21 protein-coding genes are annotated in these 20,957 nt (G+C 64.9%); 5 read left to right on the top strand and 16 right to left on the bottom strand.

What is annotated here, in order from left to right:
* Window positions 1–24 precede the first annotated feature (24 nt).
* The 4 genes from leuD to aroC form a co-directional block, all read right to left on the bottom strand.
* Window positions 25–681 carry a 3-isopropylmalate dehydratase small subunit gene (leuD, locus tag WBF69_RS01595; protein ID WP_424260533.1) on the bottom strand — a complete coding sequence of 219 codons (657 nt, stop codon included), beginning with the start codon at window positions 679–681 and terminating at the stop codon, window positions 25–27.
* 7 nt (window positions 682–688) lie between these two features.
* Window positions 689–2,092: a 3-isopropylmalate dehydratase large subunit gene (leuC, locus tag WBF69_RS01590; RefSeq protein WP_424260531.1), complete on the bottom strand. Its 1,404-nt coding sequence runs from the start codon at window positions 2,090–2,092 to the stop codon at window positions 689–691.
* A 185-nt stretch (window positions 2,093–2,277) separates the two neighbouring features.
* Window positions 2,278–3,120 (bottom strand): M48 family metallopeptidase, encoded by an 843-nt coding sequence (locus tag WBF69_RS01585; RefSeq protein ID WP_424260529.1) that lies wholly within the window; start codon window positions 3,118–3,120, stop codon window positions 2,278–2,280.
* 22 nt (window positions 3,121–3,142) lie between these two features.
* Complete coding sequence (aroC, locus tag WBF69_RS01580) at window positions 3,143–4,201, bottom strand: chorismate synthase (protein WP_424260527.1); 1,059 nt, start codon at window positions 4,199–4,201, stop codon at window positions 3,143–3,145.
* Window positions 4,202–4,398: 197 nt separating this feature from the next.
* On the opposite strand from aroC, the gene WBF69_RS01575 reads away from it, so the two are divergent.
* Window positions 4,399–6,009, top strand: coding sequence for a methyl-accepting chemotaxis protein (locus WBF69_RS01575; protein WP_424260525.1), 1,611 nt, complete (start codon window positions 4,399–4,401; stop codon window positions 6,007–6,009).
* On the opposite strand, the gene WBF69_RS01570 is transcribed toward WBF69_RS01575, so the two are convergent.
* From WBF69_RS01570 to WBF69_RS01560, 3 genes are all read right to left on the bottom strand, one after another.
* Window positions 5,958–6,407, bottom strand: coding sequence for a MerR family transcriptional regulator (locus tag WBF69_RS01570; protein WP_424260523.1), 450 nt, complete (start codon window positions 6,405–6,407; stop codon window positions 5,958–5,960). The genes WBF69_RS01575 and WBF69_RS01570 overlap by 52 nt on opposite strands.
* A 94-nt stretch (window positions 6,408–6,501) precedes the next feature.
* Window positions 6,502–8,025: a protein adenylyltransferase SelO gene (locus WBF69_RS01565; protein ID WP_424260521.1), complete on the bottom strand. Its 1,524-nt coding sequence runs from the start codon at window positions 8,023–8,025 to the stop codon at window positions 6,502–6,504.
* 9 nt (window positions 8,026–8,034) lie between these two features.
* The gene (locus tag WBF69_RS01560) at window positions 8,035–8,409 is read right to left on the bottom strand and encodes a DUF2069 domain-containing protein (protein ID WP_424260519.1); all 375 of its coding nucleotides are present in this window, start codon (window positions 8,407–8,409) and stop codon (window positions 8,035–8,037) included.
* A 41-nt stretch (window positions 8,410–8,450) separates the two neighbouring features.
* On the opposite strand from WBF69_RS01560, the gene WBF69_RS01555 reads away from it, so the two are divergent.
* Entirely contained in the window at window positions 8,451–9,698 is a 1,248-nt protein-coding gene (locus WBF69_RS01555; protein ID WP_424260517.1) for a YihY family inner membrane protein, read from the top strand.
* Window positions 9,699–9,767: 69 nt separating this feature from the next.
* Window positions 9,768–10,235, top strand: a complete 468-nt coding sequence (locus WBF69_RS01550) for a CBS domain-containing protein (protein ID WP_424260515.1) — start codon at window positions 9,768–9,770, stop codon at window positions 10,233–10,235.
* On the opposite strand, the gene dusA is transcribed toward WBF69_RS01550, so the two are convergent.
* Entirely contained in the window at window positions 10,181–11,242 is a 1,062-nt protein-coding gene (dusA, locus tag WBF69_RS01545; RefSeq protein WP_424260513.1) for a tRNA dihydrouridine(20/20a) synthase DusA, read from the bottom strand. The genes WBF69_RS01550 and dusA overlap by 55 nt on opposite strands.
* 91 nt (window positions 11,243–11,333) lie before the next feature.
* On the opposite strand from dusA, the gene WBF69_RS01540 reads away from it, so the two are divergent.
* Both WBF69_RS01540 and WBF69_RS01535 read left to right on the top strand, forming a co-directional pair.
* The gene (locus WBF69_RS01540) at window positions 11,334–12,314 is read left to right on the top strand and encodes a homoserine kinase (RefSeq protein ID WP_424260511.1); all 981 of its coding nucleotides are present in this window, start codon (window positions 11,334–11,336) and stop codon (window positions 12,312–12,314) included.
* Window positions 12,311–13,090, top strand: a complete 780-nt coding sequence (locus WBF69_RS01535; protein WP_424260509.1) for a BPSS1780 family membrane protein — start codon at window positions 12,311–12,313, stop codon at window positions 13,088–13,090. The genes WBF69_RS01540 and WBF69_RS01535 overlap by 4 nt, the downstream gene beginning before the upstream one ends.
* Here WBF69_RS01535 and WBF69_RS01530 read toward each other — a convergent pair.
* The 8 genes from WBF69_RS01530 to WBF69_RS01495 are packed head-to-tail and all read right to left on the bottom strand — an operon-like array spanning window position 13,057 to window position 20,949.
* Window positions 13,057–13,467, bottom strand: a complete 411-nt coding sequence (locus WBF69_RS01530) for a hypothetical protein (protein ID WP_424260507.1) — start codon at window positions 13,465–13,467, stop codon at window positions 13,057–13,059. The genes WBF69_RS01535 and WBF69_RS01530 overlap by 34 nt on opposite strands.
* Window positions 13,464–14,330, bottom strand: a complete 867-nt coding sequence (locus tag WBF69_RS01525) for a type II secretion system F family protein (protein ID WP_424260505.1) — start codon at window positions 14,328–14,330, stop codon at window positions 13,464–13,466. Before WBF69_RS01525 ends, WBF69_RS01530 begins: the two co-directional genes overlap by 4 nt.
* A gap of 36 nt (window positions 14,331–14,366) precedes the next feature.
* The gene (locus tag WBF69_RS01520) at window positions 14,367–15,215 is read right to left on the bottom strand and encodes a type II secretion system F family protein (protein WP_424260503.1); all 849 of its coding nucleotides are present in this window, start codon (window positions 15,213–15,215) and stop codon (window positions 14,367–14,369) included.
* Complete coding sequence (locus WBF69_RS01515; RefSeq protein ID WP_424260501.1) at window positions 15,209–17,059, bottom strand: ATPase, T2SS/T4P/T4SS family; 1,851 nt, start codon at window positions 17,057–17,059, stop codon at window positions 15,209–15,211. Before WBF69_RS01515 ends, WBF69_RS01520 begins: the two co-directional genes overlap by 7 nt.
* Window positions 17,056–18,510 (bottom strand): type II and III secretion system protein family protein, encoded by a 1,455-nt coding sequence (locus WBF69_RS01510; RefSeq protein ID WP_424260499.1) that lies wholly within the window; start codon window positions 18,508–18,510, stop codon window positions 17,056–17,058. The genes WBF69_RS01515 and WBF69_RS01510 overlap by 4 nt, the downstream gene beginning before the upstream one ends.
* Window positions 18,507–19,538 carry a Flp pilus assembly protein CpaB gene (gene cpaB, locus WBF69_RS01505; RefSeq protein WP_424260497.1) on the bottom strand — a complete coding sequence of 344 codons (1,032 nt, stop codon included), beginning with the start codon at window positions 19,536–19,538 and terminating at the stop codon, window positions 18,507–18,509. The genes WBF69_RS01510 and cpaB overlap by 4 nt, the downstream gene beginning before the upstream one ends.
* Window positions 19,535–20,242, bottom strand: a complete 708-nt coding sequence (locus WBF69_RS01500; RefSeq protein ID WP_424260495.1) for a hypothetical protein — start codon at window positions 20,240–20,242, stop codon at window positions 19,535–19,537. Before WBF69_RS01500 ends, cpaB begins: the two co-directional genes overlap by 4 nt.
* Complete coding sequence (locus WBF69_RS01495; RefSeq protein WP_424260493.1) at window positions 20,239–20,949, bottom strand: hypothetical protein; 711 nt, start codon at window positions 20,947–20,949, stop codon at window positions 20,239–20,241. Before WBF69_RS01495 ends, WBF69_RS01500 begins: the two co-directional genes overlap by 4 nt.
* Window positions 20,950–20,957 lie beyond the last annotated feature (8 nt).

The raw sequence follows: 20,957 nt of genomic DNA, 5'->3' as shown, positions 1-20,957 counted from the left end.
GGTCCGGGATTTGATGAAACAGATTCAAGGGGTATTGGGCGCAGCTTTGACCAGCCAGGGATGCTGCGCCAGCCGGCGGGATTCGAAGTCGCGGATCTGATCGGCATGCAACAGTGTCTGGCCGATTTCATCCAGGCCCTCGAGCAGCGATTTCTTGCGATAGGCATCCACTTCGAAGGCCCAGCTCGCGCCATCGGGCGCCGTCACCTGCTGCTGCGCCAGATCGACCGTCAATTGATAGCCGGGAGCAGCCGCCACGGCCTTGAACAGCTGGTCCACCACATCTTCCGGCAAGATGATGGGCAGCAGGCCGTTTTTAAAACTGTTGTTAAAGAAAATATCCGCGTAGGACGGCGCGATCAACGCCCGAAAGCCGTACTGCTGCAGCGCCCAGGGAGCATGTTCGCGGCTGGACCCGCAACCGAAATTCTTGCGGCACAGCAAGATGGAAGCGCCCCGATAGCGCGGCTGATTCAGCACGAAATCCGGATTCAGGGGCCGACCGCTGTTGTCCATGCCCGGTTCGCCATGATCCAGGTAGCGCAATTCGTCGAACAGATTGGGGCCGAAGCCGGTGCGCTTGATCGACTTCAGAAACTGTTTCGGAATGATCAGATCGGTATCGACGTTGTCGCGATCCAGAGGGGCCACCAGGCCCTGATGGGTGGTAAAGGCTTGCATGATGATCCTATTGGAAAGTGCGCACGTCGACAAAATGACCGGCTACCGCAGCGGCAGCCGCCATGGCCGGGCTGACCAGATGCGTACGCCCGCCCTGCCCCTGCCGCCCTTCGAAATTGCGGTTGGACGTCGAGGCGCAACGTTCGCCCGGCTCCAGCCGGTCGGCATTCATCGCCAGGCACATGGAACACCCCGGTTCGCGCCATTCGAAACCGGCATCCAGAAAGATGCGGTCCAGGCCTTCTTTTTCGGCTTGTTCTTTCACCAGCCCGGAACCCGGCACCACCATCGCCAGACTGACGTTGGACGCCACGCGCCGGCCCTTGGCCACCGCCGCAGCGGCCCGCAGATCTTCGATGCGGGCATTGGTACAGGAACCGATGAACACTTTATCGATCGCAATGTCGCTGATGGCCGTGCCCGGCTTCAGATCCATATACTGCAGCGCGCGTTCCATGCCCTTGCGGCGCACGGCATCGCTTTCCGCCGCGGGATCGGGCACCTGACCGCCCACGAACGTGACCATTTCAGGCGACGTACCCCAGCTGACCTGCGGTTGGACGACCGCCGCATCGAATTCCACGACCAAGTCAAAGGCCGCATCGGGATCGGAGTGCAGCGTCTTCCAGTAGGCCACGGCCTGATCCCACAAAGCGCCTTCCGGCGCATAGGGACGGCCCTTGAAATAATCAATCGTGGTCTGGTCCACGGCCACCATGCCGGAGCGCGCACCGGCCTCGATCGCCATATTGCACATGGTCATGCGGCCTTCCATGGACAGGGCCTGCACGGCGCTGCCGCCGAATTCGATGGCGTAGCCCGTGCCGCCCGCCGTCCCGATCTGGCCGATCACGTACAGGATCAAGTCTTTCGCCGTACAGCCAAAGGGCAAGGCACCATTGACGCGCACCAGCATATTGCGGCTTTTCTTCATCAGCAGCGTCTGGGTGGCCAGCACGTGCTCGACCTCGGATGTGCCGATGCCGAACGCCAGCGCGCCCATGGCGCCGTGGGTGCTGGTGTGCGAATCGCCGCACACCACCGTCATGCCCGGCAGCGTCGCGCCCTGTTCGGGTCCGATGATGTGCACGATGCCCTGACGCCGATCATTCATGCGGAACTGCGTGATGCCCCAGGCATCGCAGTTCTTGTCCAGGGTATCGACCTGCAGACGGGAAATCGGATCCTGGATGCCCTGGGAACGGTCAGTGGTCGGCACGTTGTGGTCGGACACCGCCAGGTTGGCGGCGATGCGCCAGGGTTTGCGGCCCGCCAGCTCCAGGCCTTCGAAAGCCTGCGGGCTGGTGACTTCGTGCACCAGATGGCGGTCGATATACAGCAGACAGGTACCGTCCGGGCCTTGATGCACCACATGGGCATCCCAGAGCTTGTCATACAGGGTTTGGGGCATGGTCGTGATCTCTAAAATCGGAAAGGTGCGCCGGTCGCCGCCGGCAACTGAAAACCATTATGCCAGTGTGATATCTCGTCGCAAGACCAGTCATTATCCTAGTATCAGAGGTAACTGGTACCCGTTTCCGCCGCGTCGGGCGCGTCACTCGGCAAAAGGCACGGCGGGCGCCAGGCCCCCGCGTGTCACTGCCGTTGCTGATACAGGGGCAGCACCTGGGCCGAGGCCTGCTCCAGATCCTGAATACGGCTTTGCGACGATGGGTGCGTGGACAGGATTTCCGGGGGCGCGCCGCCGCCCGCCTGCCCCATTTTTTGCCACAGCGTGATGGCGGCACGCGGATCGTAGCCCGCCCGCGCAGCCAGTTCGACCCCCATGCGGTCGGCTTCGGTTTCATTGGCCCGGCTATTGGGCAGCGTAAACATCACCTGGCTAAGATTCGAGCCCAGGTCCGCCACGGCCTGACTGCCCGTGACGGCGGCCAGGATCGAAATGCCCATGCTGGTCCCCATCTGGCGCGACACCTGTTCCCGCGCATGTTCACGTAAAGCGTGGGAAATTTCGTGTCCCATGACAGCGGCCAGTTCGGCGTCCGTGGGCTTGATCTTGTCCAGCATCCCGGTGTAGACGGCCATCTTGCCGCCCGGCATGCACCAGGCGTTGATTTCGTCGGACTTCAGGATGTGGACCTCCCAGGCCCAGTTTTTGGCATCCGGGCGAAAAGCGCCTACCTGCGCGATCAGGCGCTTGGCAATGGCTTGCACGCGCTGAGTCTGCGCAGCGGACGGATCCAGCGCCTGCTTGGCCCGCGCCTGGGCCAGGATCTGCTGATACTGGCTGGCGGCTTCCTGGTTCAGCTCAGCCTCTGAGACCAGGCTGGACATGTACTGGGTCCGATGGATGCCGATCTGCCCCGACTGGGTGGTCTGCACGGGGGCGCAGGCGCTCAGCGCCACGGCAAGCCCGGCACTGGCCGCCCAGCGTACGGTCTGGCGGGATCGGATAAAGACGGGGGCTGATCTGAACATATGCGTATTTCCCCAGAGTGATTCAGGCGCATTGCCCCCGATGGCGCAAAGCGTGATCCATCAACACGATGGCCAACAGGGCCTCGGCGATGGGGGTAGCCCGAATCGCCACGCAGGGGTCGTGCCGCCCCAGAGTCTGGACCATGACGGGGTCGTTGGCCTTGTTCACCGACCGCCGTTCGACCCGGATGCTGGACGTGGGCTTGATCGCCAGAGACACCAGCAGCGGCTGCCCCGAGGAAATCCCGCCCAGAACACCGCCCGCGTGGTTGGCCAAGAAGCCGTCCGGGCTGAGTTCATCGCCATGTTCCGAGCCGCGCATGGCGACGCACTCGAATCCCGATCCGATGGAAACGCCTTTGACTGCATTGAGCCCCATCATGGCATGAGCGATATCCGCATCCAGGCGATCATAGAGCGGTTCGCCCCAGCCGGCAGGCAGGCCTTCGGCCTGGACTTCGATGCGCGCGCCGATGGAATCCCCGTCATGACGCAGCTGGTCCATGAAGGCTTCCAGTTGCGGCACGATGGCGGCATTGGGCGCATAAAACGGATTTTCAGACACGGCATCCCAGGATTCGAAGGGAATCGGGATCGGCCCCAGCTGGCTCATGTAGCCGCGGATGCGCACGCCGTATTCCTGCATCAGCCATTTGCGGGCCACGGCCCCGGCGGCCACGGTGGGCGCGGTCAGGCGGGCGGATGAGCGACCGCCGCCGCGCGGGTCGCGGATACCGTACTTTTTCCAGTAGCTGTAATCGGCATGGCCGGGCCGGAAAGTATCGGAAATGGCGCTGTAGTCCTTGCTGCGCGCATCGGTGTTGCGGATCAGCAGACCGATGGGCGTGCCGGTGGTTTGGCCTTCGAACACACCGGACAGAATTTCCACCGTATCCGGTTCGCGGCGCTGCGTGACATGGCGCGACGTCCCAGGCCGGCGACGGTCCAGTTCGGTCTGGATGTCGGCCTCGGAGAGCGGCATGCCTGGGGGGCAGCCATCGATCACGGCGCCAATGGCCGGGCCGTGAGATTCGCCAAAATTAGTGACACAAAACAAGGTGCCCAGGGTATTGCCAGACATGGTCGGTATGCAGTGGGAAAAGTGAATGGAGAGTTCGAAATTCATTATGGCATGTCCAGCGTTTCGGTGTATCAGCCGCCTCCAGCCCTGGGGGCGCCGCCATGCCATGATCGAGGGATAACCCGACTTCACTCCGTACCCAGGTCCGTAGGCCATAGTGTCCGCAACACGTGATCATTTTTACAAGGCACACGGCCATGTTTTTGCCCTCTTTGTCTCGTTTGGGCGTCGCCGCCAGGTTGACGCTCGGCTTTCTGGCCGTTGCGCTCATCGCCCTGTGCATCGGCGGCATCGGGCTCTATGCCAGCCAGCGGCTCAACACCCTTGCGGAATCCATGTACAACCGCGACCTGCACGGCCTGCAAATCACCGCCCAGGCCAATCAGCAACTGCTGCTGACCGCCCGCGCCATCCGGATCGCCGCCCTGGCACCCACGCGGGAGATCCGGAACACGCAGCTATCCGCCGTCAACACGCACCTGCAGGCGCTGGATCGCGAGCTGTCCCGCGCAACCTCAGTGGACACCAACCAGGATGGCCAGACCCTGCTGCTGGGCACGATCGAGGCCTCTCGCCGCTATGCCAGCGGCATTCGCCAGGTGGCCGACCTGATCTCTCGGGAAGCCCTGCCTGCCGTGCGCCCATCGGTTTCCATGCTGTACCAAGAGATCGTGCCCCTGGCCAATCAGATTGAAACATCGATGGAACGGCTGATCCAGCATCGCCAAGAACAGGCGCTGGCGCTGAGTCAAGAGACGCGCACCATCTACGGCCAGACGCTGTTCCTGATTATCAGCCTGACCTTGGCCGGCGCACTCTGCGCCTTTGTCTTGGGGATCGTCCTGGCGCGAGGCCTCATGCGCCAGTTGGGTTCAGAGCCCGCCGAGGTCATGCAGATTGCGCAAACCATTGCCGCCGGCGATCTCAGCCAGACCATCGATACCCGGCGCGCGCCGCGTCACAGCATCCTGGATGCCATGGCGCACATGCAGCAGGCCCTGGAAGGCATCGTCACCGAAGTTCGTGTCAGCAGCGACCACATCGCCACGGGATCTCAGCAAATCCAGTTGGGCAATACCGATCTGGCCCAACGCACCGAGCGCCAGGCCTGCGACATTGCCGAAGCCGCTGCTGCCGTGGAAGAGATCACCGGCACGATGCAGAACAACGCCGCCGCCACCCGCGACGCCACCACCCTGACGGCGCAAGCCGACGCCGCCGTCTCCCGCAGCCTGAGCCAGGTCCAGGAAATCGAGCGCATCCTGAGCCGCCAGGAAGAAAACTCGCGCGCCATCGAGGGCATCACCAGCCTGATCGAAGGCATCTCCTTCCAAACCAATATCCTGGCCCTGAACGCCGCTGTCGAGGCCGTGCATGCCGGCACTCACGGTCAAGGATTTTCCGTGGTCGCCGCACAGGTCCAGGAACTGGCCCGCCGCAGTTCCGATGCCGCCAAAGAAATCGCCACGCTGATCGACGGCAACACCCGCTATGCGGCGCTGATCGCGCAAAGCATCCAGCAAACCGCTGCGGACATCCGCCTGTCCGGCGAGCAGATCGGCCAGCTCAATCAATCGGTGGCGCAAATACAGGCCAGTACGGAAGAACAGGCCGCAGGGCTGCGGCAAATCAACACCACTATCGGGCAACTCAGCGACATCACGCAGGACAATGCCGCGCTGGTCGAAGAATCCGCCGCCGCTTCCAGAAGCCTGGCCCGACAGGCCCACACCCTGGTCACGACCGTCGGTTCCTTTCAGCTGCGGTCCGTCAAGGCAGACGCGCTGCCGACGCTCTTGCGCGCCTGACACGGGTCGCCGCCGTCAGGCCCCAGCAGGCATGCCAAGCCGCACTGGCCGCGTCGACCAGGGCCTTCCGCACATCCCGGCAAGGCCGCCTGCAGGCGGCGCAGGCGGTGCTTCAGACGCGCCAATTCGGCGCGCGTCGCCTGGATGTGCCGCGCCAGCGTCTGCTGCATGTCCGCACATTCCGGCGCCGGAGATCGCAGCAGCAGGCGGATCTCGTCCAGCGACAAACCCACGGCCTGCAAGCCGCGTATCTGCTGTACATCGCGCACCCAGACATCTGGATAGCGTCGCGGGCTGCCAGGATAACGCGACGGCACCGGCAGCAGATTGCGCCGCTGATAGTAGCGGATCGTCTCGATGCCCACGCCACTGGCACGTGCAAATTCGCTGATCTTCATGCTGGTATTCCGTTGTTGACCTGACCGGGACGGTCATTGCCCCGAGCCGCCGCACAATCCTAATTCATGACACGAAGATCGGTCTTGTTCCAGATCAGGACGAACAACTGACGGCCACCGGCGGCGTGTCGGCGGTGGGCGGCTGCGCGTAGCGTTCATCGCCAGGGCGCTGGGCATAGGGATCCTGCAGACGTTCCATCAAGCGATCGATTTCCGAGGCGTCGCCTTGTTGAGCCGCCTGGATGGCCTGCTGCGCCAGGTGGTTGCGCAGCACGTAGAGCGGATTGACGCGGTCCATGGCGGCTTTGCGATCCGGCTGCGGACGCGGGTCTTGCGCCAGTCGTGCCTGATAACGGTCCAACCATTGTCGGGCGGACTGCGGGTCGGCAAACAGGTCCAGCCAGGATCGGGCATCCCCGTCCGTATCGGCCAGACGACGGAAAGCCAGCGTGAAATCCGCCCGCTGCTCGTGCAATAGTTTCCACCAGGCATTACCCAGGTCGGCGTCTTCCGGGCGCCAATCGCTCAAGCCGAATTTTTGGGCCATGCCGGCGTAATAGGCCTGCAAAAAGACCGACTCGAAAGGCGCCAGGGCGGCTTCCAGATCAGGCGCCAGGCAGCCCAGCACCTGCAGGCTTTCCGCCAGCCGGGTCAGATTCCACTGCGCCACTGCCGGCTGCGCATTCCAGGCATAGCGCCCCAGGGTGTCGCTGTGATTGCAGACATGATTGGCCTGAAAGGCGTCCATGAAACCATAGGGGCCGTAATCCAGCGTCAGGCCCAGCATCGACATATTGTCGGTGTTCATGACGCCATGACAGAACCCGACCAGTTGCCATTGGGCCATCAGGCGGGCGGTGCGGCGGGTGACTTCCGCCAACAGCCGGCAGGCCGTGGCCGGCCTGTCGGCATCGGCGGACGGCCCGACCCGGCAATCGGGAAACCAGTGCGCGACCACATAATCCAGCAACGCCGCCTGCTCGATCGCCGAATGCGCCCAGTGCTCAAAGTGACCGAAACGGACGAAAGACGGCGCGATCCGCGTCACGACCGCCGCGGTTTCGGGCGTTTCGCGGATCACGGGATCGCGGGATGCCACCAGCGCCAAGGCCTGCGTGGTGGGAATGCCCAGGCCGTCCATGGCCTGACTGGCGAGATATTCGCGCACGCTGGAGCGCAACACCGCCCAGCCGTCGCCCATCCGCGAATACGGAGTGCGCCCCGACCCTTTCAACTGGATTTCCCAACGCCCCTGCGGCCCGGCGACATCGCCCAGCAAATGCGCCCGGCCATCCCCCAACTGCCCGGCCCAGACGCCGAACTGATGGCCGCTATAGACGGTCGCCACAGGCTCCACCCCTGGCAGACGCCCGCTGCCAGCGCACAAAGCCAGAAAGGCGGGCGCGTCCAGCGCCGCAGCATCCAGCCCCAACAAGGCCGCCACCGCTGGATTGACATGCAGCAGACGGGGTTCTCTCAAGTGGCGCGGCGCCACCCTGGTGTAAAAAGACGGCGGCAGTTCCTGGGCAAAAGAACAGCCTGCCCCCGCCTGGCCCGCAAACAGATCGTCGGGCGCCAGCGCATCCGTCCGGGATGGTGAAGGGTCCGTGCGACGCATGATGTCACCCTATTCCGCTGTCTTGCGGCGGGCGGCCCGTTTGGCGGGCCGGACATACAGGATGGCGCTGGCATACAGCCCCAGGGACAGGACGATTTCCAGGCCGGCCAGAGCAGCCGATGCCGCCGAGGCATCCGACCAGGCCCGCACCGCGCCTTCCATCAGATAGAGCAGGCTGAGCATCGCCACCCACTGCAGGGTATACAGCCTGGCTTTCAGCACCCCGCCCACGGCAAACAGCAGCGGCAACGCTTTCAAGGCCATCAGGGTCCCCCCAGGTCGCAGCGGCGCCCACCATAGTTCCCAGCCCACGCTCAAGACGATCAGCGCGATCAGGCAGAAGCAAGCCAGCCGGTGCAGGCCTGAATTGAGTTTCGTTTCCATGCTGCTATTATGGCTCGAAACCTGTCCTCTGCCTCTTGATGATGACGCAGCCAACTGTTGTTTCCACCACCGAACGCCGCACCCGTGCGCTCGACATTCTGCGATTCACCCTGGACTTTGCCGGCCATCGCAAACTGACCCGGGTCGCGTCCAGCCTGACGTTCACCACCGTGCTGGCCATCGTGCCGCTGCTGGCGGTGGTCCTGGCGCTGTTCACCGCCTTTCCCCTATTCGCCCAATTTCACCAGGCGCTGGAAACATTTTTAAGCGAAAGTCTGCTGCCCCCGTCGGTCTCGGACACCATCATGCGGTATCTGAATCAGTTCGCCGCCCAGGCCTCGGGGCTGACGGCGGTGGGGGGCGGTTTCCTGGTCGTGACGTCGATCCTGCTGATCATGACCATCGACGAGGCCTTCAACGAAATCTGGAACGTCGCCCGCCAGCGCCCGCTGCGCCAGCGCCTGCTGGTCTACTGGGCCATCATTTCTTTGGGGCCGATCTTCACCGGCGCCAGTCTGTGGGCAACATCGGTACTGGCGCGCGAGTCGCTAGGCTACATCGGCAATCTGCCCGAAGGGCTGGGCCTTCTACTGGGGCTGCTGCCCTTTTTGCTGTCGGTGCTGGGCTTCACGGCGCTGTTCGTGTTCGTGCCCAACTGTCGTGTGCTGTGGCGCGATGCGCTCGTGGGCGGTCTGGGTACCGCCATCATCCTCACCCTGATGAAGGCGGCCTTCACCTGGTATCTGACGCAATTCCCGTCCTACACCGTGATCTACGGGGCATTCGCCACCCTGCCCATCTTTTTGCTCTGGATCTATCTGTCCTGGCTGGTGGTCCTGCTGGGGGCCACGGTCGCGTCCCTGCTGCCCGCCCTGCGCCTGCACCGCTGGGCGCTGCGCAGACACCCTGGCGCCCAGATCGTGGACGCCCTGGGGATTCTGCGTCTGCTGTGGCGAGCCCGCGACACCTCTCCCCCTGGCCGCAGCCTGGAGTTCCTGGAAAAGCACCTGCGGGTTCATCCCGATGCGCTGCACGACATTCTGGCCATGCTGCGCGAACTGGGCTATGCGGTCCCGACCGCGGACAGCGATCATTGGGTCCTGGCCTGCGATCCTCAACAAGCCACCTTGGGGCCCTTGACCGATCGCCTGCTGCTGGATCGCAGCCAGTCGGGATTAAGCCCCCCGATATCCGAGGCGCTCGCCGCCACCCTGCGCCATCAGCCGCCCACGCTGGATGTGCTCTTCCAGCAATCGGCTACCGCAAATCCGGATGATGATGCACAATAAGCATACAGGGGGCTTTTTCCGGAAATTCCCCAGGAAATCATTAAAAAAAACAGCCCATAGGAATCCAATATGCTGAAAGTCTCTGAAATCCTGCGTGTGAAGGGGCACACGCTATACACCGGCAGCCCCGACATGCTCGTCCACGAGGCCATTACCTCGATGAGCCAGCTGGACATCGGATCCCTGGTCATCATGGAACACGGCCAATTGGTCGGCATGCTGACCTTTCGTGAAATCATCAACCACCTGAACCAGCACGACGGCCAGACAGGGGACTTCACCGTGCGCAGCATCATGGACGATGCTCCGGTCAGCGTCACGCCCAATACGGACGCCGACGAAGTCCAGCGCCTGATGCTGGACAAGCACGCCCGCTACATCCCCGTCATGGACGGCCCCACTTTGATGGGCGTGATTTCTTTCTACGACATGGCCCGCGCCATCGTCGAGGCGCAGCAGTTCGAAAACAATATGCTCAAGGCCTATATCCGCGACTGGCCCAGCGAGGACGTCGGGGCCTCCGCTCGCAAATCCTGATCCCCGCCGCTCACCAGAGCATCCCAGGCTCGGCGCAGCCCCTCGGGGCCGCCGGCCCGCAGGGCCTTGGGGTCGGACAGCAGCCGACGCCACTGACGCGCCCCCGGTCGGCCTGAACGCCAGCCCAGCAGGCTGCGCACCAGCACATGCAAAGGTTCACCCGCGGCATGCTGTCGCGTCACATAGGCCAGAAACCGCTGCAACACGTCGTCGGCCCAGGCCGCCTCGTCCAGCGGTTCGGTCGCTACGGGGGACGCGTCCCCCTGCTGGCCCATCCGGCGATCCAGAACAGCCAGGATATCCGGGTGATGCCAGGCGGCACGGCCCAGCATGACCCCATCCAGGCGCCGCATCCAATCCAGGCAATCTTCCGGATCGGACAGACCGCCGTTCAGCACGATGCGCGCATCCGGGAAATCCTGTTTCAGGCGCAGGACTTCGGCATAGCGCAAGGGCGGTTTTTCCCGGTTGTCCTTGGGTGACAGGCCTTTCAGGACCGCATTGCGGGCATGCGCGATGAACACCCGGCAGCCTGCTTCGTACAAGACCCCGACAAAATCCCGCACAAAATCATAGGATTCATCGTAGTCCAGCCCCAAGCGGTGCTTGACCGTCACGGGCACCGGCACCGCCTCTTGCATTGCTCGCACACAATCCGCCACCAATTGCGGTTCGGCCATCAAGCAGGCGCCGAAAGCGCCGCTCTGCACCCGTTCCGACGGGCAGCCACAGTTCAGATTGATTTCGTCATAGCCCCAGTCGGCCCCCAGGCGGGCACTGCGTGCCAGGGCATCGGGATCGCTGCCCCCCAGTTGCAAGGCGACGGGATGCTCGGCGGCATCGAAATCCAGATGACGGGCGGCATCGCCATGCAGCAAAGCCCCGGTCGTGATCATTTCGGTATACAAGCGGGCCCGCGGAGCCAGCAGCCGGTGAAAATACCGGCAGTGGCGATCCGTCACATCGATCATCGGGGCCACACACAAACGCCAATCAGCCATTGTCACAATTCAGTCAGAAGGAACCGCTATTTTACTTTCGACTAAAATGCCGCGTTGAATCAACCCCCTTGCGGCCATCCAGCCGCCTGTTTCGCTCATGGCCGTATTCACCTCTGTCTCTGACGACGACGCCCGCACCCTGCTGCACCGCTACGACCTGGGCGAGCTGGTTGCGCTGCGCGGGATCACCGCCGGCATCGAAAACACCAATTATTTCCTGGATACGACGCAGGGGGCCTATGTCCTGACCCTGTTCGAAGTGCTGACGGCCGAACAGCTGCCTTTCTACATCGAACTGATGCACCACCTGGCCAGCCGTGGCGTGCCGGTACCACAACCGCAAACGTTGCGCGACGGCACCCGCCTGACCGTGCTGCACGACAAGCCCGCGGCCATCGTCACGCGCCTGAAAGGCGGCTACGAACCCGAACCCGGCCCGGCCCACTGCGCGCTGGCGGGAGCGACCCTGGCCCGCGCCCATCTGGCCGCTCAGGACTTCCCCCTGCATCAGCCCAATCTGCGCGGCCTGCCCTGGTGGCAGGCAACGATGCCCAAAGTCTTGCCGTTCCTGGATGCGGACCAGGCCGCCCTGCTGACCCGTTGCGTGCAGGAACAAAACGCCTTTGCCGCCAGCCCGGCGCTGGCTGCGCTGCCATCGGGGCCCGCGCACTGTGATCTGTTCCGTGACAATGTCCTGTTTGACGGCACGTTCGAATCGCCGCACATGGGCGGCTTCATCGATTTTTATTTTGCCGGCTGCGACGCCTGGCTGTTCGACGTGGCGGTCAGTGTGAACGACTGGTGCATCCAACGGTCCACCGGCGCCTTCGTGCGGCGGCGCCTGCAGGCCTGGCTGCAGGCCTACCATGCCGAGCGCCCCTTTACCGCCGCCGAGCAGGCCGCCTGGCCGACCATGCTGCGGGCCGCCGCCCTGCGCTTCTGGATTTCCAGGCTGTATGATTTTTATCTGCCGCGCCCGGCGCAAACCCTGAAACCCCACGATCCGCGCCATTTCGAGCGTATCCTGCGATTGCGAGATACGCAGGACGCTCCCGTCTTGCCTCAGGCCCACGCATGAACCCCCTTTCCCTGCAAGCCGCCATTCTGCCGCCCAGCGCCGGCTGGGGCTGGATCGTCCAGGGCTATGCCCTGTTCCGCCGCCAGCCGCTGGCCATGATCTTCTGGAGCACCACCACCAGTTTCCTGATCAATCTGGGCAGCGCCATCCCCATTCTGGGCCAGATCCTGCTGGTCAGCCTGACGCCTTTGCTGACGTTCCTGACCCTGTGCGCCTGCCGTCAATTAAGCCTGGGCCAGCGCATGCTGCCCGGCTTGTGGCTGCGCCCCCTGCAGACCGCCGGGGTCACCGGCACGCTGCTGCGTCTGGGGTTTGCTTATCTGGGCTGCACGTTCCTGGCCGCCGTGGTGGCGATCCTGCCCTTTTTGCCGCAACTGCTGGATGCCATCGGCAACCAGGCGCAGCCGGACTACGAGGCGCTGGCCGGCGTCATGACCCGGCCCATGATCGTGTTTGGCGGCTTCTATGTGCTGCTGTCCGCCCTGTTCTGGCATGCGCCGGCCTTGATGGGCTGGCATCGGCTGCCGCTACGCCGCGCCCTGTTCTATTCCATGGTGGCCTGCTGGCGCAATAAATGGGCCATCGTGCTGTACGTCGCCAGCTGGGCCGCCGTCTTTTTCGGCCTGCATCAGGTGCTGGATATGTTGGCGGCGACCGGCCTGTCGACCACGGTGCTGATCTGGCTGTCGCTGATCATGGACATCCTGATCACCGCCCTGCTGTATTGCAGCTTCTACCCGATCTACGCCACGATCTTCCGGGACAGCGTCTCGTAAGCGTTTGCGCCGGCCCAGCGCCGCCAGGCCTGGGCGATCCTGCGATCCCAAGCAGCCTGCCGGCAATATCCCGGCGGCAGTTCCAGCACCGCCCAGGCGCGTGGGCAGACAGCGCACCGCCCCGGCGACCACTGCGGCAAGACGCGCAGGATCTCCCCCGCCTTGCCCAGAAACAGCAGATCCACGGGCTGCGCCAGGCCCCATCCCTGCACGGCGCGGCAACGCGGCAGCAGCAACCCCCAAGGCGTATCGCCCCACGCCTGCCAGGCGTGCAGGCCCAACAGGCGCTGCCGGAATGTGCGGGTTTCTCGCAAATGCAGCGCATGCGCAGACCGCACCCAGGCAGGCTGATCACGTGGGCCGCCCAAACGCTTCATAGACCGGCATCCAGCAATTTGACCGCCACCGGGAAGCCAATCACCAGGAACGTGCAGGGAAAGATGCACAGCACCATGGGGAACAGCATCTTGACCGGCGCCTGCAGCGCCAGAGTTTCTGCACGCACAAAACGTTCGCTGCGCTGACGTTCCGCCTGGGCGCGCAGCAACGGTCCCAGACTCATGCCCAGACGGTCCGCCTGCGCCAGAGTCATCACCAGGCTGTGCACACCGGCAAGATCCGATCCGTCAGCCCACTGCGCCAGCCAGCGGCTGCGATCCACCCCAGTGCGTTCCAGGGCACTGGCATCGCGCAGGCTTTGGCGCAAGGGTCCTGCGGGCGCGTGATCCGCCACCTGCCGCAAGGCGGCTGACAAGCTGAGACCAGCTTCCACGCACAAGGTCATGAGATCCAGCATGAACGGCAGCTCTCTTTGCATGGCCTGACGTCGCACCGCCGCCCGCTGTCGCAGACGCTGATCGGGCCACAGATAGGCCACCCCGGCAACCGCCAGGACCAACACGATTCCGGCGCGCAAAGACAGGCCCAGCACCCATGCCATGCCGCCCCCCAGCACCAGCCCCGCCCCTGCCAGCAACACGCGCGCCGCCAGCCAATGCTCGGCGCGCCAGGCGTCCGACAAGCCCGCGCGCGGCCCCCAACGCCGCAAGCGGCGGCGCATGGGCCATGTCACCCAGGCCGTGCAGCTGGGCGCCAGGGCCTGGACCCAAGGCCACCAGAACGCCGCGGGCGATATCCCTGCGCCTCTGGTCGCCTGAGCGACCCAGGGCCAGCCCAGCACCCAGCACCCCAGGCAAACCGCCACGACCGCCAGCCACAGCCCCATCCAGAACCACACCATGTTCCCCCCCTGAGGAAGCCTTCCACCCCGGGTATTTCAGACGTCGATGGCGGCCACCCGCCGTATCCAGACGATGCCTACCCCTTCCAAGACCACGATGCCCAGCAATACCAGCCAGCCATACCAGGTCTGGTACAGCAAAGCCATCGCCTCGGGTTCCAGGCGGTTGAGCACGAGCAACAAGCACACGGGCAAACTCGCCATGATGTGGCTTTGCATCCGCCCTTGGGCGGTCAAGGCCCTCACCCGCCCCAACCAATGGTGACGAGCCCTGAGCGTCTGAGCGATGCGTTCCAGCGTGTCGGCCAGACTGCCGCCTGTCTGGGCGGCGATTCCCAGCGCCGATACCACCAGGCTGCAGGATTCGGTCGGCATGCGCTGATGCAATTGCCTCAGCGCATCCTGGAACCCCAAGCCCAAACGCTGTTCCCGCAGCATCAATGAAAATTCCTGGGACAGCGGCGGCAACGACTGGGACACGATGTGCTGCAAGGCCGGCTGCAAGCCCGCGCCGGCTCGCAGCGCGCCCGCCAGCGCCTGCATCAATTCCGGCAATTGCGCATCGAACTGATGGGCGCGGCGCTGCCGCATCTGCCGCAATACCAGGGAAGGCGCCATGACAAGCCCCACCAGCACGGGCAAGACGCCCCACCACTGCCCGGCCAGCCAAGCAGCCGACAGCAACACGGCAGCCCCTGCCGCCCACCACAGCGGTCGCAGTCGTTCCGCATCGACAAACAGGAAAGAGGCATCCAAAGTGCGCCGCGCCTCGTCTTGCAAGCGCGCGTCATAATCCTGCCAGAGCCTGAAGATCCGGCCCAGCGCCAGCCAAGCGCCCAGCGCCACGCAGGCCCCCAGCACCAGGACCAACAGGGCGGCTAACATAGCGCCGCCTGCACGGAATCGCCCAACGCAGCCTGTCCCTGGCATACCGAGCGCTGAGAAAAAAGCTGGATATCCAGCGCCGCTTCGCCCTGGAATCCCTCCGGCATCAGTCCGCACCCCGTAAAGACCGCCGGCGGGCCGACCTGAGCGATGAACAGTTCCTGCAGTTGGATACGACCGCTTTCCATGCCCGTGACCTGGACGATGGCGCTGAGCAAGCGCCGCCCGTCGGCGGTCCGCACTAGTTGCACGATCAGATCGATACTGGCGGCGATGTGTTCACGTACTGCCGCCAGGGGCAAGTCCATGCCGGCCATCAGAATCATGGTTTCCAGGCGACTCAAGGCGTCCCTGGGACTGTTGGCATGCAGGGTGGTCAGCGACCCCTCGTGCCCGGTGTTCATGGCAGCCAGCATGTCAAAGGCCTCGGCGCCTCGGCATTCGCCGACGACGATACGGTCGGGCCGCATGCGCAGCGCGTTGCGCACCAGGTCGCGGATTTCAACGCGGCCTCGGCCTTCCAGATTGGGCGGCCTGGCTTCCAGACTGACAAGATGGCGGTGATTGAGCCGCAGCTCGGCGGCATCCTCGATGGTGATGATGCGTTCGTCGGCCGGAATGGCATTGGACAGGACGTTCAGCAGACTGGTCTTGCCCGATCCGGTGCCGCCGGAGACCAACAGATTTTTCCGCTGCCGGACGCAATGCGTCAGAAAAGCCGACATGGCCTCATCCAGGGCGCCGACCGCCAGCAGATCCTGCATCTCCAGGCGGCGCGCGGGAAATTTCCGGATGGTCAGGCTGGCGCCCCGCAAGGCCACCGGCGCAATCACGGCATTGACCCGCGAGCCATCCCGCAAACGCGCATCCACCATAGGAGAGCTGTCGTCGATGCGGCGCCCCAGCGGCGCGACGATACGATCGATGACGCCCAGCACCGCTTGTTCGCTGCTGAAGCTGGCCGGATCGCGCACCAGACGCCCGGCCCGCTCGACGAAAATTTCATCATGGCGGTTGACCATGATTTCCGTCACGCCCGGATCGGCCAGCAAAGGTTCCAGCGGCCCCAGGCCGACCGCCTCGTCGACCAGGTCCCGCAGCAAGCCTTCGCGATCCAGATTGCGGGGCAGGCTGTCGTCTGTTTCCAGCAGCTCGGCCAATACCCGCGTCGCCTCGGACCTCAAGGCGGCATCGCTCATGCCGCCGATGTCCCGGCGGCGCAGCTGCAATGCCCCGATGAGTGCCTCATGCAGACGGCGCCGATGGATGTCCCGGCCCGGCGGCGGTGCCGCCACGGCATCCAAGTCCGGGACGGGTTCCACCTTGATCGCCACGGCTGAGGCGCCATGCAACGGTACCGGATCGCCCCCCTGCCGGGCAGCATGCCCTGGCGCCTGCGACGCTGTGCGGTCTCCGAAAGCGGCGGCGGGTTCAGCCACACCGAGCGCACTGCCGGCGATCGAGGGACCCACCGTTATCTCGAGGGTCCGCAGATCGTTTGGCTGCGGCGGTCGCCCGCCCAGACCGTCACCCCCGCCCGCACCGCCACTGCCCAGCAGATGGACTCGAATCAGACAGGGCCCGATCAGCAATTCGTCTTCCGGCTGCAAAGGCCCATAAGAAGCCACTCGCCGACCATTGACGCAGGAGCCGAAGATCGACCCCAGATCTTCCACCCATATTTCATGGTCTCGGCACAACAGCCGGGCATGATGACGGGCCACCCGCCAGCTCTTCAAGACCAGCCCGCAATCCAGCTCGCGGCCTATCAGCAGGGGCAAGGCATGATGTTCGCGCACACGGCGGCCATCTTCGAAATGCAGATCAAGTTCTACATCATTCATGGCTGCGCCTCTTGCCATTGAGACCCTGAACCGCGGGTGCGCGGATTCCAGCCCGCCCGGCCCACCAGAGGCCGTTCAGCCCCCAGCGAGCGGATGGGATTCATCAGGCTGGCCGGTTGGGGGAAAGCCTGCCGCAGCACGGCAGTCGTGCGCGCCACCCGGGTATGCACATCGGGATGGTCCGCCGTCACCAGCTGCGGCGTCACCAGAATCGCGAGCTCCGTCTCGTTACGCTGGAAGCGGACCGAGCGGAACAAAGCGCCCAGCACCGGCAAAGACCCCAGACCGGGAATACGATCGACGTTATCGGCGGTATCGCGGGACAGGAAACCGGCCAATACCAGCGTCTGCCCCGATCGGACATTGAATTCCGTGGCCGTGCGCCGCGTCTTCAGAGACGGCCCGCCGGGTACGGACAGCGCCGTATCGACGGAACTGACCTCGACCTCGATACGGGAACGCACAGCGCCGCTGCGTTCTACCGAGGGCGTGATGCGCAGCGACACCCCATACGGCTTAAACGCCGTCTGCGCATTGCCGTTGCGATCCACGGTGCTGTAGGGGACTTCGCCCCCCGCCAGAAATTCTGCCGTCGCCCCGCTGCGGGCCAGCAACTGCGGCTGCGCCAGCACCACCGCCCGGCCTTCCTGAGCCAGGGCATTGAGCTTGGCCGAGAGCAGCGCATTGATGCCGAAATACCCTGCCCCCTGCGCCGCCGGAAACAAGAGCGGCAACACGGATTCGCCGGGCCGATCGGCAAAGCGCCGCGACCCGCCGTCCCAGCCCAGGCCCGCCGTGATGCCGCCTGCACTCTGCGGATCCCAGCGCAAACCCAGTTCCCGCATCAGGGTCTTGGGCACTTCGACCACCTGAACGTCGAGCAGCACCATCTGATCCCACCCCACCGTCCCGGTGAAGTCCAGCAATTGCGGATAACGGCGACCCAGTTCCGACAAACGCTGCCGGTCCGCATCGGACAGATCGTCGCCTTCGATCAGAAGTTTGTCCCCCAAGGGCGTGACCCTGGCGCCCGGAATACGCTGCAGCACCGTGCGCAGTTCATCCTGCAGCTGGCGGGCGCCTTCCGGAGAGACTTCGACGGCATAGCGGGACACCTGCCCATCCGCCGTCCAGGCATGCAGGGTGCTAAAACCAGGCTTGCGGGCAAACAGGATGACCTCGCGGTCGTCCGTGCTGACGGCATTGATGATCTGGCCATCCCCCACCGCCACCCGCGCCACCCCCGGAATTCCCAGCACACGGACTTCTCCGGCCTGCAGGGACACCCGTGTTTCGGACGCCGCTGCTGACACGCAGACGGGCCAGACCACCGCCAGCACGCCGCTCAGCCAGAAGCCGGTCCATGAGCGCCATGCCCTCGGACGGCGGTGACTGCCTGGCGCCGTCTTGTCGACGACAGACGACCCAGGCGCACGCGACACGCGGATCATGGCTGCGTCTCCGGATCGGGCGCTATCGGGGAAGCCACCGGCCAGGGCGCTTCCTGCAGCAGGCCGTCTATGTCATCCATTGGAAAACCGGTCGCCGCGCCGGATCCCGTCGTTGCCCCTTCCAGACCGCCGCGCCGCCAGGCGCTGCTCAGGGATTGCCCGGACGGCAGATCAAACAAGCCATTCCTGGCACCGGCAGGTGCGCCGCCTCCGGCGCGCGCCCAGGCAGGCATGCCTTGAGCCCTGGAACCGCCATATAAAATCACCGCCTTGCGCACGGCAGGCGCCGCCGGTGCATTGATCCCCAGCAAGGCAGCCAAGTCGCCCCGAGCAGCGCGCCGGTCTGCCTGGTCGTCTTCTGGATGACGCAAAATGGCGGTCAGCGTGCCCGCCTGCCGGGCGGCCACCAGTTTGACCACGTCCGCAGGCGCCGCATCCAGCGTCACCGTCGAATAGGACGCCTCATCGACGCCGGATCCGGTCGTGCGGGTTTCGCGGCCTGTCGCCAGCACCAGCACACCCTGCAGCAAAGGGGCGGTCAAGCGTTTGCGCTGATGATCGAAAGACACATACAAATCAATCAGATCGCCAGGCTGCAAAAGGCCGGACAGGGAATTGACCTGATCCACCGGCAGGGTGATCGCCCGGCGGCCCGGCGCCAGATGCGTGGAAAACGCCGTGTGCGGTTGCAAGGCATGCGCTGCCAAAATGGCATCGCCCGCCTTCAGGGGCGCCGCCAGCACACGGCCTTCCAGATCGGCGTAGCGGGCGGCGGGCAGGCTGTCATGCCCCACCCACTGCGCCGGAAAGCTGCGCACAGCCAGATGTTCGGACAACAGCCGTGTACCGACCGGCAAGTCCTGCGACGCCACGATGCGCTCCACCATCGGCAGGCGGGCCAGGTCTTCGGCCAGCTTGACCCGTTCGCGCACGTGCAGAGCCAGAAAAACAGCCGCCAGGACGCCGAGGCCCAGCGCCAGAGCGGCCAACACAGCCGCTCTGGGAAGGCGGATAAAGGGCAATATCATGAGGACTCCTTGGGGCGATACAGGAAGGTCAGGCCAACGGATTGCCGGCGCGGATGCAGATGGACGGACAAACGGCTGCCATCGGGATGCCGCCATTGCGCTGGCAGCGAAACATCCGCGCCTGCGGCATAGTCCGCGTTTTGAACCAGATCGGCGACAGACCAGCGGGCGGCCTGCAAGGCCTGTCCCACGGCAGCCGCTACCCGCGTCACCGTGCCTGGACAATCGAAGCTGCTCAGCAACGCGAGATCGGCGGGCGGACGGCTGGACATCTGCAGCATCCTGCGAGCACCGGCAGGCGCCAGGCTGACAGGATCAAACGCCGCCGACGCGGCAGCGACAGGCACCAGGCGGGACACCAGTCCGATGGTCCCCTCCGCCCCCGGCTGCACCTGCGCCAGCCAGTGTTCCGCCCCTCGTCCACCGGATAGAAACAGCGCGGTCCCATCCAGCTGCAACCGCGTCAACCGCCCCTCGGAGACAGCTGCCAGCCGACGGGCAGCGTGCGCAGGATCCCCTGGCGCCTGGAAGCGCTGCAGCGACACCTGCGCCCCTTGCAGATCGAACTGCTCGGGCGCCGCCCAGACCCACCCAGCCTGCCGAATCGCCTCTGCCGGGTCCCATGTCTGCGCGGCAGCAATCCCCGGCAAAACAGCCGCCGCCAGGGCCAGCCCCCACCCCAACACTGCACGCAGCCGTCTCATGGCGCACCCTCCGCCTGCAAATGCCGTGCTGGAATCCTGCCGGTCCAGGCGGCCAGCCAATCCCATCGCGGGCGATCCCGCCCCCAGGCGGCGTCGACGCCCTGCAAACGCTGATCCGCCACCCTGCCCGCTGCCTGCGAATCACGCGCGTAACGCCCCCAGACCTGCTCACTACCGCCCAGCACCGCCTGCACGGCGTCATCCCCGTCAGCCGCTCCGGCGCCCCTGAGGATCGCAGTGTGACGCTGCAGGGATAAGGACAGCTGATCGAAATCCCGCAAACTGCCCGACACCTGCTCCCGACCGGCGGTGCGGGCGCCAGCCTGGAACCGCCGCACGGTCTCATCCCCCAGCCGCAATTCCTGGCGAGCCTGGGTTGCTCCCGCCACCGGATCCCCTGGTCCACGGCCCGGGCGCGCCGGCAAAGGTTCCTGGCGCAGCGCGATGCCGTGCGGCAACAGGTCTCTCCCTTGACGATCTTGACCGCGCTGGCCAGCGGCCAGGCCGTCATCCAGCGCCTGAACCGTCACATCGGCATCCGGGACGCCCTGGTGCGCCCAGGCAAAGGCTGCCTGACGGCTGACATGGGACAACTGCAGCGCCGCATCCTGGACGCGCCCCAGCCAGGCCACGCCCAGCCACAGGCTGGCCAGCGCCCCCAGCACCACCAGAGCTTCGGCCAAGGCCTGACCTGTTTGATCGCTCATCCGCGCCA

The sequence above is a fragment of the Castellaniella sp. genome, from assembly GCF_049673105.1.
In the GTDB taxonomy this organism is placed as follows: Bacteria; Pseudomonadota; Gammaproteobacteria; order Burkholderiales; family Burkholderiaceae_B; genus Castellaniella.
Note: the sequence above shows the minus strand (reverse complement) of the source record. Positions and strands in the feature narration are given on the sequence as shown.